The 15932-nt window shown below is 29.9% G+C and carries 13 protein-coding genes; 1 reads left to right on the forward strand and 12 read right to left on the reverse strand.

The window, feature by feature from the left end:
* Window positions 1–13: 13 nt before the first annotated feature.
* Window positions 14–1492, reverse strand: coding sequence for an alpha-N-arabinofuranosidase (locus CUEA01_RS18980; protein WP_234123498.1), 1479 nt, complete (start codon window positions 1490–1492; stop codon window positions 14–16).
* 535 nt (window positions 1493–2027) lie between these two features.
* Between CUEA01_RS18980 and CUEA01_RS18985 the strand changes: the two genes are divergently transcribed.
* The gene (locus CUEA01_RS18985; protein WP_234123499.1) at window positions 2028–2930 is read left to right on the forward strand and encodes an ArsR/SmtB family transcription factor; all 903 of its coding nucleotides are present in this window, start codon (window positions 2028–2030) and stop codon (window positions 2928–2930) included.
* A gap of 5 nt (window positions 2931–2935) precedes the next feature.
* Here the strand turns inward: CUEA01_RS18985 and CUEA01_RS18990 are convergent, their stop codons facing one another.
* The 11 genes from CUEA01_RS18990 to CUEA01_RS19040 all read right to left on the reverse strand — a co-directional run bounded on the left by CUEA01_RS18990 (window position 2936) and on the right by CUEA01_RS19040 (window position 15613).
* On the reverse strand, window positions 2936–4240 hold the full coding sequence (locus CUEA01_RS18990) for a glycoside hydrolase family 27 protein (protein ID WP_234123500.1): 1305 nt from the start codon (window positions 4238–4240) through the stop codon (window positions 2936–2938).
* Window positions 4241–4245: 5 nt separating this feature from the next.
* A complete protein-coding gene (locus tag CUEA01_RS18995; protein WP_234123501.1) occupies window positions 4246–4911 on the reverse strand; it encodes a hypothetical protein in 666 nt (221 codons plus the stop codon).
* Window positions 4912–4938: 27 nt separating this feature from the next.
* Window positions 4939–5802: a carbohydrate ABC transporter permease gene (locus CUEA01_RS19000; RefSeq protein WP_234123502.1), complete on the reverse strand. Its 864-nt coding sequence runs from the start codon at window positions 5800–5802 to the stop codon at window positions 4939–4941.
* Window positions 5802–6731 (reverse strand): carbohydrate ABC transporter permease, encoded by a 930-nt coding sequence (locus tag CUEA01_RS19005; RefSeq protein ID WP_234123503.1) that lies wholly within the window; start codon window positions 6729–6731, stop codon window positions 5802–5804. The genes CUEA01_RS19000 and CUEA01_RS19005 overlap by 1 nt, the downstream gene beginning before the upstream one ends.
* A 91-nt stretch (window positions 6732–6822) precedes the next feature.
* Entirely contained in the window at window positions 6823–8124 is a 1302-nt protein-coding gene (locus CUEA01_RS19010; protein ID WP_234123504.1) for an ABC transporter substrate-binding protein, read from the reverse strand.
* 121 nt (window positions 8125–8245) lie between these two features.
* Window positions 8246–10828 carry a beta-galactosidase gene (locus CUEA01_RS19015; protein ID WP_234123505.1) on the reverse strand — a complete coding sequence of 861 codons (2583 nt, stop codon included), beginning with the start codon at window positions 10826–10828 and terminating at the stop codon, window positions 8246–8248.
* A 607-nt stretch (window positions 10829–11435) separates the two neighbouring features.
* Complete coding sequence (locus CUEA01_RS19020) at window positions 11436–11915, reverse strand: SMI1/KNR4 family protein (RefSeq protein WP_234123506.1); 480 nt, start codon at window positions 11913–11915, stop codon at window positions 11436–11438.
* 35 nt (window positions 11916–11950) lie between these two features.
* Complete coding sequence (locus CUEA01_RS19025; protein ID WP_234123507.1) at window positions 11951–12157, reverse strand: hypothetical protein; 207 nt, start codon at window positions 12155–12157, stop codon at window positions 11951–11953.
* A 440-nt stretch (window positions 12158–12597) separates the two neighbouring features.
* Window positions 12598–13470, reverse strand: coding sequence for a PhzF family phenazine biosynthesis protein (locus CUEA01_RS19030; RefSeq protein ID WP_234124743.1), 873 nt, complete (start codon window positions 13468–13470; stop codon window positions 12598–12600).
* Window positions 13471–13999: 529 nt separating this feature from the next.
* Complete coding sequence (locus tag CUEA01_RS19035) at window positions 14000–14719, reverse strand: peptidase MA family metallohydrolase (protein WP_234123508.1); 720 nt, start codon at window positions 14717–14719, stop codon at window positions 14000–14002.
* Between the two features lie 12 nt (window positions 14720–14731).
* A complete protein-coding gene (locus CUEA01_RS19040) occupies window positions 14732–15613 on the reverse strand; it encodes a GNAT family N-acetyltransferase (RefSeq protein ID WP_234123509.1) in 882 nt (293 codons plus the stop codon).
* Between the last annotated feature and the right edge of the window lie 319 nt (window positions 15614–15932).

Raw genomic sequence — 15932 nt, forward strand, 5'->3', positions numbered from 1 at the left:
CCTCCAAATCTAGTTAAATAAGTTCCAAGGTAACTACAGACATAGGTGGAAGTGAAGCTGTAAGTTCATCCTCAGATATAACTGCTCCATCAAATGCTTTTAATGTAACATTTTCTGCTTCATCAAAAGTATTGTGTGCATTCATTTCATCTGCCGTTAATATAGTTCCTTTGACCGTTGTCTTTTTAGAACCTCTTATATCACACTTAATCTCTGCAGCTTTTAAAGGACTTAAATTACATAATGAAATGTGTATTTTACCTTCATTATCTACTGAAGCTGTTGCTGTTACTTGCGGTATACTTTCATTTTCATAATTATACTCTGGTGTTTCTACATTTAAGCTTAATAATTCTGCATCTTGATGAACCTTGTACATATTAAATACATGATAAGTTGGTGTAAGTATCATCTTTGACCCTTCTGTAAGTATAACAGCCTGAAGCACATTGATTGCTTGAGCTATATTAGCCATACGAACTCTATCGCAATGCTCATGAAATATATTAAAATTAACAGCTGCAACAACAGCATCTCTCATTGTGTTTTGTTGATAAAGAAAACCAGGATTTGTACCAGGCTCAACATCAAACCAAGTTCCCCACTCATCTACAATTAATGCTACTCTCTTAAGAGGATCATATCTATCCATAATATCCGAATGCCTTGTAAGAAGTTCATTCATTCTTAAAGTCTTCTTCATAGTATCAAACCATTCTTTTTCTGTAAATTCGGTAGCTGATCCCTTATTCTCCCATGTATTTCCTGGGACAGTATAGTAATGCAGGCTAAGTCCATCTATAAATCTTCCTGCTTGCTTCATCAGCACTTCTGTCCAATTGTAATCATCATTATTTGGACCACATGCTATTTTAAATATAGAATTACCATTAAAGTTTCTTACATAGCTTGAGTATCTTCTATATAAATCTGCATAATATTCTGGACGCATATTTCCACCGCAGCCCCAATTTTCATTTCCTACTCCAAAATAAGTTAGCTTCCAAGGTTCTTTTCTACCATTTTCAGCTCTTAGATTTGCCATTGGTGACTCACCGTCAAAAGTCATATACTCTATCCATTGTCTCATTTCCATGACTGTTCCACTTCCAACATTGCCGCATATATATGGCTCAGTTTCTAGAAGCTCACAAAGTTTAAAAAACTCATGAGTACCAAAATGATTATTTTCTACTGTTCCACCCCAATGTACATTTACCATTCTAGGTCGTGTTTCATAAGGTCCTATACCATCCTGCCAATGATATTCATCTGCAAAACATCCACCTGGCCATCTTAGAACCGGAATTTTTAATTCTTTTAAAGCATCTATTACATCCTTACGAATTCCATCTACATTTGGTATTTCTGAATCTTTTCCTACCCAAAAACCTCCATAGATGCATCTTCCTAAATGTTCTGCAAAGTTTCCGTAAATATTTTTATTAATTTTCCCTTTTTTAATATCTGTATTAAGAACTACTTTAACCATTTTTAACCCTCCAATTAACATAAACATTAATATATTAATATATATATTAATAATACCACTGGTAACATTTACATTCAATACATAATAAAAAAAATTATGAGGCTATATCACTAATATTATTTAATAAGTAACTTAAAATTATTGCGAACCTTTATTCAGAGTACAGTTAAGGATGATTTACATTTCCTTACGTCAGGTAAATCTTAAACTTAAATGTTGTCAGCTTCGCTGAACAACATTGATAATATAGCGATTGCGTAAATAATCAAAAACTAAGTTTTAAGATTTTCTGTAGCAAAGCGGAAGAAAATCATCCTTAACTGTACTCTGTACTCTGTCAACTGTACTCTGAATAATGGTTCGCAATATTTAAAATTTGCTTATAAAATAATTTTACGACAGCCCCATTTACATTTATAGTTAACTTATTTATAATTATATTAATTAAAGATACCCACTTCTAAAGATATACCATTGTGAATTTTAATAGTTGAGCTGGTTTATCTATATATATAAAGTAAAGAGGTTAATATATATGAAAATAAATACACAAGAACAGTGGCTTCCAGTTTATGAAGCATTAGCAAGTACTGTTCGTTTAAAAATAATAAACTTACTATCTAATCAGCCTATGAATGTTAAGGAACTTGCTCAAAAGCTTGAATTAAGCAGTGCTATAATTACAATGCATATTAATAAGCTAGAAAAAGCTGGCATTATAAAATCAAAAAGGACTAAAAGTAAAGGCGGCATCCAAAAGCTATGTACGCTTGCCTTAGACACTATACAAATTGATTTTCCAATAAGCAAAAATATTGAAAGAAAATCTCATGAATTTGTCTTACCTATAGGTCTTTTTACAGATTGTGATATAGCCCCAACCTGCGGCATTGCTACTACTGAAAAAATAATAGGTTATTTCGATGACCCAAGATATTTCCTAGACCCTAAAAGAGTTGATGCCGGTATACTATGGCTTGGCAAAGGTTTCATAGAATATAAAATTTCAAACTTTCTGCTTGCAAATCAAAATCCAGAGGAACTGGAAATATCAATGGAAATTAGCTCAGAAGCACCTGGCTACAATCAAAATTGGCCTTCTGATATATCGTTTTTTATAAATGACATAAAGTTAGGCACCTGGACCAGCCCTGGAGATTTTGGTGAAAAGAAAGGTATATTTACACCAAAATGGTGGGACAAAAATATCAACCAATATGGTATGTTAAAGCAACTCCACGTTACAAATAATGGCACCTTTATTGATGGTGAAAAATTATCCAATACTTCCTTAAAAGATATTGATATAAAAAGGAAACAGCTATCCTTCAAAATTGCTGTTTTAGAAGATGCTGTTCATGTAGGTGGACTAACTCTATTTGGAAAAGGCTTTGGCAATTACAACCAAGACTTAATTTTTAAATTATACTACAACTAAATTATTTAATGCCTTTCTAATTTGTACAACATTGCTCCATGTGCCGAAATACTAGTTTGAATTCCAGTTTGATCACTTGATACTTTAGCCTGTTTCCATAAATCACGTACTGAAACTTTATATTTAATTGAAAGTTCTTCAAAAGTAATATACAAAATTTGTGTTTCATCAGATAAATTAAACATTGCTAAATAACTACTGCCGTCACTATTGTCCTCACTAAGCCATATAGCATGTTTATTATCTCGCTCTATTTGAACTGCTCCATGTGAACAAGTTACTAAATGAAGTACTTCGTCATTAGTTAAAAGAGACAAAGTACTTTCATCTAACTTTGTTAATTCTGCTCCAATCATCAAAGGTGAACGGAATATACACCAAAGTGTCATCATTGTAATTTGCTCATCTAATGTAAAGTTTGTATAACGTTCCTTACCAAAACCTTTACCAAGTGTGCCAAGGGCAAGCATATCACAATCTGGATAACAACCTTCAGATACATGTTTTTGCCAAACTTCACAGCGTTCAAACATGTTTTTGAGCAAATTCCAATCATCCCAAAAATCATCTGTGATACGCCACATATTCGCATATTTCTCAAGATGCCATGCCTTTTCTATAACAGCAGGTCCAGGTGAGAGACTCAACACAATATTTCTTTTAGAGTTTACAATAGCTTTATGAATCATTTCAATTTCCTTTTCTGCAGAATATGGATTATCCTTATAGAAATTAGTATTGCATATATCGTCCACTTTTACGAAGTCAACCCCCCATTCAGCATATAATTCAAAAATTGAATTGTAGTATTCTTGAGCTCCTGCTTTACAATAATCTACACCATACATATCTGGATTCCATTTACAAACAGAATATGGATTTGCAATTTTATCGGCTGTTACATTAGTCCCTTTAATTTTCAAATGCAGATGTGCAGCATATCTTGGAATTCCCCTCATAATATGTATTCCAAACTTTAATCCTAAACTGTGTATATAATCTGCTAATGGACGAAAGCCAGCGCCATTTTTTGCAGATGGAAAACGATTTTCTGCTGGTATTTGTCTTGAATATTCATCAATATTAAAGTGGCTAAAATTAATATATTGATAATCCTCCCTATCTGTGCCAGCATTAGGATCTGACCACTGAATATCAACAACTACATATTCATATCCATGTGGCTTTAAATACTTTGCCATATATTCTGCATTGGCTCGCACCTCAGCTTCATTTACAGTAGTATCGTAATAATCATAACTATTCCAACCCATAGGTGGAGTTTTTACAAATGACTTTTTTAAAAACATATTTATCACTCCCTATTCTCATCAATAAATTGAAATACAGGCACGAAATTTTTTACTGATAAAAGACAAGCTATTGCAACACCATATGAATACAAATATACAGGAACAAGTGACAACAAAATATAGGTAGAAATCATAATTAAAAAATTCATGTTATATCTTATTGATTTAATAAATGCAAGTTTAAAACAATAATCAATACACTTTTTATTTTCAAATTCATATTTTGCTTTTACTATTAAAATATTTAAAGTTGCAGTTAACAATATACACATTAAAAAAATGTTTAATAATTTTAACAGCAATAATGTTTTAAATTGACTTAAAAAGTTAATATTAAATATTATTAGAAAAAATATTACCATGACTGGAATCCAAACTTTTAATACACTAATAAAATATTTCTTATATGAAATAAAATAATTTTTTAAAATTCCGCCATCTTCGCCTGCTCTGATTATTGCATAAATTAAAGCAAATAAACTAGGTCCTATAAATATGCTAGTAATCACTGATAATAAATTGTTAAATTTAAAGTTAAAAATTAAAAGAGTAAGTAAAAATGGAAAACTTGTAAGCCAAAATAAAATATTGCCTTCTAACAGCCACCATACATAATTTAGAAATCTATACTTATCAAGTAATTCATAAACATCACGTTTCTTTCCCATTTTTACACCCTCTCATAATATAATTAATTATTTTGTTCCACTATTTCCAACGCTAATATTTATTTGGAATAGATATTTTTGTCCAAAGAAATAAATTAAAACTTGTGGAATAGTTAAAACAACTGACATACACATCAAAATTGACATATTAAGCTGTCCTGTAGGGTTAGAAGAAGCTGATAAAACTTGTGCTCCTAAAGCCATTGTCATTTTATTTACATCTGATGTATAAATTAATGGTCCCATGATATCTCCCCATTGAGCATTAAATGTGAAAATTGCAATAGCACATACAGCTGGTTTTAATAATGGGAATACTATCTTTCTATATATTCCAAAGTAACCCAACCCATCTATTTCTGCTGCTTCGTAAAGTGATGATGGAATTGATGTCATAAACTGCCTTGTAAAAAATATATTATAGGCTGATCCAAAGAACTGAGGAATAATTAATGGCCAAAGGCTATTGTACAATCCAAGATCTTTAAATATAACAAATACAGGAATAAGTGTTATTTGTCCTGGTAACATCATTGTGGATAAAAGTAAGAAAAATAACTTATTTTTGTGTTTATATCTCATTTTTGCAAATCCATAAGCAACAATTGTACTAGAGAAAATTTGTCCAATTATACTTAAGACAATAATAAATAGTGAATTCATAAGCCAATGGCCTACAGGTTTATCAGCATTTCCTGTAAATAAGTTTACAAAGTTAGACCAATAAAATTCTTTAGGTATTACAGTAAATGTTTGCTTAATATTCGATTCAGGTGAGGCCAATGCCATTGAAATCATATATATGAATGGCGAAACTAAAATAACTGAGAAAAAAATAAGAACTAAATAAATAATTATCTTTGAAAGCTTCGACAAATTTTTATCTAACATTATCTAACCTCCTCTTCATAGAATACCCACAAACTTGAACTCTTTAAAATTAATAATGAAAATACCATTATAATAGCAAATAAAACCCATGCCATTGAAGAAGCATACCCCATTCTAAAATCAGTAAACGCAGTTTTATATAGATAAGGTACAATCATTGAACTTGCGTTATCAGGTCCACCTGAAGTCATCATGTAGACTTGAGTAAAGGTTTGCATTGTTCCTATAATTCCAGTAACTAAATTAAAAAATATAACTGGAGTAATTTGTGGTATTGTAATGCTCCAAAACATTCTAAGTCTACTAGCTCCATCAAGTAATGCTGATTCGTACATTTCTTCTCCAACACTATTAATAGATGCAAGTAACAATATCATCGTACCTCCAACTCCCCATAAAGCTAAGAAAACAAAACCAGGAAGTACGTAGGTTTTACTAAGTAACCATGAAGGTCCCTGTATTCCAAAAATAGCTAAAGCTTTATTTAATAAACCATTAGTTGAAAGTATTCTAGCAAATAGTAACGAACTTGCAACGCCAGGAACTACCGCTGGAAGGTAATACAAAGTCCTAAACAATTTCATTCCCTTTAAATGAAAACTTAATAAATATGCCATTGCTAGTGATAGTACCATATTAATTGGAACCATCATAAATGTATAAACAAAGGTATTCCTTAAACTAATAACAAACACATCATCTTTAGCAAATAATTTTGCATAGTTGCTTATGCCAATAAAATGCAAACTAGAAAACATATCCCAATCAGTAAAACTTATTATAAAAGAAAACAGTATCGGAAAAAATGTAAATATTAAAAATCCAATTAACCATGGTGAAATAAAAACAAAGAACCAATTTCTTTGATTTCTTACCCTTTTTCTATTCATCTCTTTTGCCAATTTTGCACTATTAGCTACTTCTACCAAAATAAATCACACCCTTTTGTGAGAAGCTATTGAAGGATATTGTCTAAGTATTTTCACAATAGCTTCTCATAATTTATTTTTTTATAAATTCTTACTTATAATTATCCAAAATCTTGTTCATGTTTGTTTCCATCTTCTTTAAAGCATCTTGAGGCGTTAATCTTCCAAGTAACATTTCTTTTATTTGATTTCCACCTTCTGTTGCTATTTCTGAGTAATAAGGTCCTTTAAACGCTCCATCAACTTTTACTCTTTCTATTGAAGTTCCAATTGCTGCAAGATTATACTTTTTACCATTAACTTTTTCATTGATAAAGTCTTGTGAATTTATTACATCTAAGTTAGCAGGGCAGTCACCAAGTGATTTTGCTAATATTTGTTGTGCATCTGTACCTGTCATATATTGTACAAACTTCCATGCAGCATCTTGATTCTTTGAATCTTTAGAAATAGTTAATGCACTTCCAAAAGGCCATGAAGCTTTTTCTGTACCAGTTTGAACAGGAGCAATATCCCAATTTAAGCCAGATACTTTTGAGAAACTATCAACGTCCCAAAAACCTGTCTCTAACATTGCAACCTTACCTTGTGAGAAATAAGAATCACCATTTGAATTCTTTACAGTTTCTAATGTTTTATAATCCAATATATCTCCTTTTTTATAATCATCATTGTACTTTTTAAGAGTTTCTAAGTTTTCAGAAGAATTTATAGCTACTTTGCCATCTTTTATAATATCTCCACCATTTGCTTTTATGAAAACACCCCAGCATGGCATCCAGTCTAATGAAGCGCCACCCCATTGAACTGTTTTTCCATCTTTCTTAACAGTTAACTTTTGAAGTGCATTTTCATAATCATCAATTGTCCAATCACTTGTTGGATACTTAACTCCAGCCTTGTCAAATAAATCTTTGTTATAGTACATGATTATTGGACCGCTACGATCTGGAAGTCCAAAAATCTTATCCTTATATGTGTACTGTGAAATAGATTCTTTACCCCAAGTTTTCTCTGTATCAATATTTGCTTTTTTAATTTTATCCGTTAAATCCATGAATCTATTTTTAGAAGCAAATTGCATTCCATTTTCTGCAACTTCCATAACATCAGGAGCTTTTCCACCTGCCATCATAGTTTGAAGTTTAGTTTCATAGTTATCTGCTACTGTAATGACTTTAACTGAAATATTAGGATTTTTCTTTTGAAATGCCGCTATACGCTCCTTGTATACATTAGTATAGGTATCGTCACCACCCCAGTGTGAAAATGTAATTGTAACCTTACCATTAGACGCAGTATTTGTTCCAGTTCCACAACCACTCATTAGAGTTAAACCTAAAGAAAGGCTTACTAAAGTAGCTATCATTGCAAATCTTTTTTTCTTAAACATATCATATTCCCCCTTGATTAATTTAGATAAACGTTTACAGTTTTGTTTTATATTTTCTCCAATTCAAAAGTTATACCAAAATAACAATTTGCATGGATGAGAATAAACAAATTAAACCCTATTATAATATTTTATATTCTATGGACTCTAGGCTACTATTCTGATTAATTGCATAAACGTAAAGATGGATTAAGCCATTTTCCAAAATTTCATTTGGTAAAAACATTTTATTAGGATTTCCACCAGAAACTTTACTTTGATTTTCATTTTCTGATAAAAATATTCGTGAATACATCTTCTTATTTGCAATTGCCTTTATCAATATGTCTTTCCCCTTAATTTTTAAGTCAATTCCCCTTTTTAAATGTGCCTCTTTTATATTAATGCTAACCAAATATTCTAGTCCCTGTGATAATACTATATTTGGCAGCGAAACTTGCTTTAATTCTGTATTTTCTAACTTCTCAACTTCAACTCTTTTTACATCACAATTTTCAATTAATTTTCCTTGTATTAAAAACAATTCACTTGCAGCACAACTATGATGTGTTTTTTCTACTAAAACTTCTAATTCAATTGAAGGTAGAGAATTAAATTCGCTAATATCTAAAAATCCACTTTTAGACACCTTGCTAAGAAACTTATTGTTAACGGTAACATAATAATCAGCTTCTGATTCATTAAAATATAAATACAGTGCATTTCCTTCTTTTAATTTTACAGTTTTTTTATAAATTGCTTTAAACGAATCTGAAACATATAACCCGCTGCCTAACTTTTGCAACCAATCATATTTTTTTCTTCCATCTAAATCAGTAAGAAACCACAACTCGCTTATATTGTCATAACTAGTGACAGCTATAATTTTTCTGATACCCCTTTTTGAAGCTAAAAGTGTATTAGGAGTTACATTATCATCAAAATTGCTATGTCCCCATATTTCAGCTCTTATTCTAAATTGCTTTCTTTTTCCATCCCTTATTTGAACAAATTTGTTGAAGCCTCCATTAGCTATTGTTTCAACATACTCCCCATCTTGATATACGTTTACAATATCACCCGGATTCTCCAAAAGTAACATATTATAAGAGTTCATTGTATTATTTGGTAAGCTAAATTGATATTCTCCAACTCCGTAAAAAATACCGTAATCCTCAAGGAAGCTATCCTCACCATTAGCATTTTGCCTTTCAACCGTTGTCCTATTTATCTTAGTTATCTCCCCAATTTCAACCGTTCTAATTGACTCAAAAGATTTTTTTGCCTTTTTTTCAATATCTGCTAAGCCGTAATTTTTTATTAAAATTTCTTTTTCATCGCAAATTATTGAAATGCTTTCTTTTGCATCACTAAATGATAAATCTACCCTGCCAAATGCTATATTGTCTCCATTTACTACGATTTTATTTTTAGAATTAAATTGTAAAGAAATAAAACTATTAGTGCGCGTAAAAACATCTATAATAACCTTTTCATTTACCTTATCAATATTAGTTATTTCTGCCGTTGATAATAATATTTCAGCATCCATATATGGTGCTAGTAAAAGGTTTTCAATTACGTAATGAACATGCTGTGGCAATAATTGTAATTCTATGCCACTTATATTAACTGTAATATTATCTTCTTCCGGATTTAAAAATGTGTGCAATTTAGTATTATCTTTATTTGCAATATAGTGTACTTCGTTATTTATATTATTTTTATCAACAACTACATTTCCCTCAGAAACAATTGGCTCAAACAATTTATAAATTCCTTTAAATACTATTGCCTCTTTTTCCTGTTCCCCATATTCACCATCAGGAGTAACTAATGACGCAAAATCATAATCAGATGTCATAAATGCATTTGGCTTTCCCCAATTAGATAATCCATTGTAGTAGTAATAGTCACTGCCACCAACTTGATTATATGGTGCAATTAAACTAGCCCCTATTCCAAAAAGCATCCTAATCATTGTTATATTACGCTCTGTTTCCGTTACAAGAAGTGGTGCATTTAACTTATCACATAATTTTTTTACATGTTCTATGCCATATGCAAAATTACGATTATAACGTCCATAATATACATTTAATGCTGGAATAACGTCTTCTATATATCCTGTTGCTCCACATATATCTCCTTGTCCTGCACAAGCGATAACTGGGATATCAAAATTAAAACTTTTCACCATTTCACTTAACTTTTTCATATATCCACTTACATCATTGCAATTGTAAAAGTCCAATTCATTTTCGATTTGTATTGCTATAATTGTTCCTTCCTTAGAAAGTTGATACTTAAACAAAATGGGTAAAATCTTGTTATACCATTTGCTAACATACTTTAAATAGGACAAATCATTTTGTCTAAGAGGAAGATTCTTTGATAACAAGTAAGCTGGTAATCCTCCCATATCCCATTCAGAGCAAATATATGGTCCAGGTCTGGCTATAACATACATATTATGTTTTCTAGCCAACTCTAAAAAAGAATACACATCCCTATTCTCAGTAAATTCCCATTTGTTTTCTTCACGTTCATGATAATTCCATGGAAAATAGACATCTAAAGTGTTATATCCCATTTCCTTTATCTTTAACATACGATCTTCCCACAATTCCCTTGGTATCCTAAAATAAAAAAGTGAAGAGCAGAGTAAAGACCGCGGTTTTCCATCAATTATTAATTTATTATTTTGTATTATTACTTTTTCCATTTTACTCCTCCCTACATTATTAATTTAATAAGTAATCAAAGCAAAATTTTTCATTTGTGAAATCCTTTTCTGTCGATTGCATAGTATAATATTAGAAGTTATTACATTTCTAATATTGGGGTAACACTTTTTTAGTTTTTACTTAATTTTTCTAAAGAAACAGAATTTTTTTCTTTTAAATTCTACTCAAATTAGTATTTTTATTATATATTTCTTTATATATATAAATAATGTATTATTTGATTAGAAATCCTTTTCTATTCTTTAATGTTATAATATCAAAATTTTAACATGTTTTCAATAGTTTTTGATAAATTTAAAATAAAAACAAAAACCTTTGAATTTAACAGGAAATTATTTTACTTAACAAAATCAGCACAAGCCTGCTTTTATAAAGTTTTTCAAAATAAGTTCAATATTTGTCAATTGGAAATTTTCCAAATAAAGTTTAAATTTTATATAAGAATTTTTAGCTTATACCTGTAAATTTTAAAAAAACCTTTATTAGTTTATTTATATCTAAATCCATATGAAAATATTCCATCATTTAACAATACCTATAATTTTCATTATATCTACCAATATCCATTTACCTTCCTCCTACCACTTAAGTAACTATCTTACCTAAATACCATCCTATTGCCCACTCTTCAAAGTTTGTAGCAACTTTATTATATTTATCTTCTATAGGATAATAAACATAAATTGTTGTATCATCACATTTTCCATCTATAATTTTATATCCAAAATGTTCACCACATCCATTATCAGCAAAGCATAAATACTTTATTTTATGTTTTGACTCAATCATTTCAAGATATTTATCATGTTCAAAAGTGCCATTTAGAATTGATTTAACTGACCAATAAACATCGTCAATAACTATAGTTTTATCTTCATTAGGTATATACATCAATTCATCTACTCCATTTGAAAACATTAATACATCCACTAATTCTTTCGGAAATTTTATATTCAGTTTACTTTGAGCTTTTTCAATTTCCTTACTTGTAGCCCCAGGAAAAAGCTTAATCCTATTAGGCAATAAAATTTTTTCTAATTCTTTTACAAAATCATTAACATCCATCATTAAACCCTCTTTTATATTTTAATTTTAGCATCTCAAAATAAAAAATCGTTTATACAAGTTCTAACTGCTTCCTCGGTGCTGCTAAAAAGCACTCCACAATTTTTAAGCTTATTATTTGATATTCTTAAGTCCCTATTTTTTTCTTTGTACCTTTCCGTATCTTTTATTAAAATTTCTTCACTTCTATTTTCTAATCGCAATGCTTTAATTACCTCTTCTGCAACTTCATAGGTACTCAAATTATTTTCACTTCCAGTATTATATATCCCACTTGTCAGATTTAAAATTTTATCAAAGTTTTTTACTAATTCATGTACATATGTGATTCCTCTGTATTCATTTGCTGGAAATCTTATAGGTTCATTCTTTATTGCTGTCTTTACTATATTCCAAACAATATTAGAATTTGTTTTTTTTGGCTATGTTTTAAATAAGTGTTGATTTTCACACTTATTTAAAACATAGCTTCCTTTAGTATTTTAGGATATTTTTAAAAGAATGTTGATGTGATGCGTTGACTTTTATGAACTCTTAGGATTGCTCGTTTATAATTTGCGTAATTTTGACTAGGACGGTCAAAGCCATTTAGGCATCAGGACGATGCATCTAAATGGGTAGCAAATTATAAACGAGCAATCCCTAGAGTCCATTAATGTCATAAGCTCATATCAACATTCTTTTAAAAAATAGCCATTTCTTTTTCCTCAATATTTAATGCAGTTCCTCCAACCTTTACCCTTTTAATTTCATTGTTTATAATTTCTAAGCTGGATAAAATTTCTGAGGGTTTTCCCATGGAGTATCCCTGTTCAAAAACTAAATTTTTTGCTTTCTTTTCATGAATTATTCCATGTTTGTATAAGTAACAACTCAACGCTCCATTTGACGTACCTGTTGCAGCTTCTTCCGGAATATCATATAAAGGCGCAAAATTTCTGCAATGTGCAGTTGAATTATTTTTTGTTTCCAAAGAGAACAGATGGTAACCAACAACCCCATATTTTTTAGTGACAGTTGAAATTTTATAAAAATCAGGTTTTATGTCATGCAAATTGCTAAGCGATTTGATTGGAATTAAAATGTCCTTTAATCCTGTAGATACGATTTGAATAGGTAGCCCATCGTTAATCTCATCTTCTTTAATATTTAACGATCCTGCTATTTCTTTTTTATCAAGTGTTTCATAAAATTCTGGATTTTTCTGTTCCATATAAATTACATTTTCATCACCGCATTCTATACCTAAAATTCCAGACTTCGTTTCTTGACTATACAAACCTTCTTTTATAATGCCTTTATACGCTAATAACGTAAATGTTGCTATAGTTGCATGTCCACATAAGTCAACTTCTGCATTAGGTGTATAAAATTCAACTTTAAAATCAGCTTTGTTTGACTTTTTTACAAAAGCTGTTTCTGAAAAACCAATATGATTTGCAATTTTTTGCATATCAGTTGCTGTTAAAAAGTCTGCCTCTAAAACAACTCCCGCTGGATTCCCACCATATTCTGTTTTTGCAAATGCATTTAATGTATAAATTTGCATATTCACAGCCTCCTCATTATTCATTTCAACCGCCTTTAATTTGTTAATTTTTTACTTATAATGTTATATTACACCATTTATTATTAACTGTCGAGTTTACTAATATTATCTATATGTAATAATCTTTCAATGAAAAATTCAGCAATTGATGAAGTCAACTACATGTAAATACTCAAATTAAAGTGCGTAATAAAGGCTGTTGCAAAAAATTAGTTTTTACACAAATCTTAAAAAATACGAACCTTTTATTCAGAGTACAGATGACAGAGTACAGAGTACAGTGAAGGATGATTTTCTTCCGCTTTGCTACAGAAAATCTTACAACTTATTTTTGATTGCTTACGCAATCGGTATATTATCAATGTTGTTCAGCGAAGCTGAACAACATTTAAGTTTAAGATTTACCTGACGTAAGAAGGGTAAATCAACCTTAACTGTACTCTGTACTCTGATTTTTAGTTCGCAATAATTATATTTTACGTATCAAATAATATTAGTGCCCCCACTTTTAATCTATTACAAAGCTATTGACAAACTATATATAATAATATTTTCTAATATACTCATTCCATTTATTTTGCAATTCTATTTCCGTCATACCAAATATTTCTTCAAAGTTTCTAGGCGACTTTATAAAATCATACAACTTCTCATATCCAAATATATTAACTATTGCTTCAACTATAGTATATGAATACTGATATCCACCCTTTTCAAAGAATTTTTGAAAATCTGCTCCAGTGTCCAAATCCCTAAAGGAAGGTACTATATTGTTTTTAATTCCTTCCCTAACCGTATTCCTTATCCAACTCATGTTATTGTCTTTTGCCTCATAAGAAGCAATTCCTTCGTCTAACCATCTCGGAATACTATCATTTATTTTCTTTACTACAATGTGTACAAATTCATGAACTGCCGTATTTACAACATTATTAAAATCAGATCCTGGAGGAGGATTTAAGGGAGATGCAATAATAACTTTTCCCTTGCCTAGTCCTCCCCTTATCCAATCTCCTGCATTTTCAATTCCTAACGCTCTATGCATTTTTTTACGGTCTGAATGAATTTCAATATTTAGCTTTTCTTTAAGCTGTTGGTTTAAATTATTAGTAACCTTATTATAATTATCCTCAAGAACATCTGAAACTTTTTCTATGCAAGACTTATCCATTTCGCTGTAACTGATTATAAAATGCTCAGTTTCTTTTTTATAAATTGGATTAGTATTTTCTTCTAATATTTTTGTAAAATTCATATTTCTCCTCCTCTACGTATGTGAAGTTATTGGAAATTGTATTTCTTCTTTTAGTAAATCATCTTTATCTATTACAAACAGTGTCGTATCTTCTCTTTTCTTTGTTCCTTTAGCTGCCTTGTATTTACATAGTTCTGGTACAAAATTAAGTTCTATCGTTTTATCCTCCAGCATTACAACTTTTTCAATAATGCTCTCTAAATCAATAGCTTTTAAGCTTACTATATCATATATATTTACAATTTCATTTTCTCTTTGTAATATTACTATAGTATCTTCATCCTCCAAGTAATATAAGTCATCCTTAAATTCATAAAAGCAATAAACTAATAAAGGCCAAATGTCGTTACACACTCCAAAAGCTTTACTTATAGGTTGTCTTAAATTTACAAGTCTCTTAATAATTTTTTTATCTTCTTCATCCTCCGTATTTAGCTTTCTTATTGCGCTTTCCTTTTTCTCTACATCTTTTGCAACTAATTTATAAGAAGTTTCATCAACCTTTTTAAAACCAAACTTAGGATAGAAATTTAAAACGCTATCGTTAGCCAAAAGATAAATCAAATCATACTCATCTTTGTATTCTTCTATAATATGGCTAATAAGCTCTCTTGATAATCCCTTTTTTCTATATTCTGGCTGTGTCATTACAGTGCCAAGCTGTAGTGCTTTTTTCTTTTGGCCATCTATTATGAGTTCCATCTTATTTATTGATACATTTGCAATAACCTTATCTCCATAAACCTCAGAATAATTTACATATCTATTAAAAAACAATTTATTTTTATACCATCTCTCAAAATCAATGTCAAATGTATTCTTAGCCAATTCATTAAAGCTACTTCTATATTTTTCATTTTCCATATAATTACTTATAATTTTATAATTACTCATATTTAACTATCTCCTCTATTCAATCAAAAATTCTAATTGATAATCTTTCCCTTTCAAAAAAATAAAAATAGGTTGCAGCGAAATATATTTCACTTGCAACCTTACTAAAGATATACCATATACACAGCAAGACTAATTTACTGCATAAAAAAACCATACGTTAAGTATGGCATTTAATAGCATAACAAATATAAAATCATTCACATTAAAAGAACCTCTCAATTCTTTTAATATCATAAATTTACAAAAGGTATAAATGCAAAACTATTCCTTAACATTGTTTATCTAAAAGAATGTAACCTCAATAAACCTGCACGCA

The sequence above is a fragment of the Clostridium hydrogenum genome, assembly GCF_021432385.1.
GTDB lineage: Bacteria > Bacillota > Clostridia > Clostridiales > Clostridiaceae > Clostridium_S > Clostridium_S hydrogenum.

Excerpts from the sequence above, each read along its gene's own strand:
- CUEA01_RS18980 (WP_234123498.1), bottom strand. The coding sequence starts at position 1,492 with ATGGTTAAAGTAGTTCTTAATACAGATATTAAAAAAGGGAAAATTAAT.
- CUEA01_RS18985 (WP_234123499.1), top strand. The coding sequence starts at position 2,028 with ATGAAAATAAATACACAAGAACAGTGGCTTCCAGTTTATGAAGCATTA.
- CUEA01_RS18990 (WP_234123500.1), bottom strand. The coding sequence starts at position 4,240 with ATGTTTTTAAAAAAGTCATTTGTAAAAACTCCACCTATGGGTTGGAAT.
- CUEA01_RS18995 (WP_234123501.1), bottom strand. The coding sequence starts at position 4,911 with ATGGGAAAGAAACGTGATGTTTATGAATTACTTGATAAGTATAGATTT.
- CUEA01_RS19000 (WP_234123502.1), bottom strand. The coding sequence starts at position 5,802 with ATGTTAGATAAAAATTTGTCGAAGCTTTCAAAGATAATTATTTATTTA.
- CUEA01_RS19010 (WP_234123504.1), bottom strand. The coding sequence starts at position 8,124 with ATGTTTAAGAAAAAAAGATTTGCAATGATAGCTACTTTAGTAAGCCTT.
- CUEA01_RS19015 (WP_234123505.1), bottom strand. The coding sequence starts at position 10,828 with ATGGAAAAAGTAATAATACAAAATAATAAATTAATAATTGATGGAAAA.
- CUEA01_RS19020 (WP_234123506.1), bottom strand. The coding sequence starts at position 11,915 with ATGGATGTTAATGATTTTGTAAAAGAATTAGAAAAAATTTTATTGCCT.
- CUEA01_RS19035 (WP_234123508.1), bottom strand. The coding sequence starts at position 14,719 with ATGAATTTTACAAAAATATTAGAAGAAAATACTAATCCAATTTATAAA.
- CUEA01_RS19040 (WP_234123509.1), bottom strand. The coding sequence starts at position 15,613 with ATGAGTAATTATAAAATTATAAGTAATTATATGGAAAATGAAAAATAT.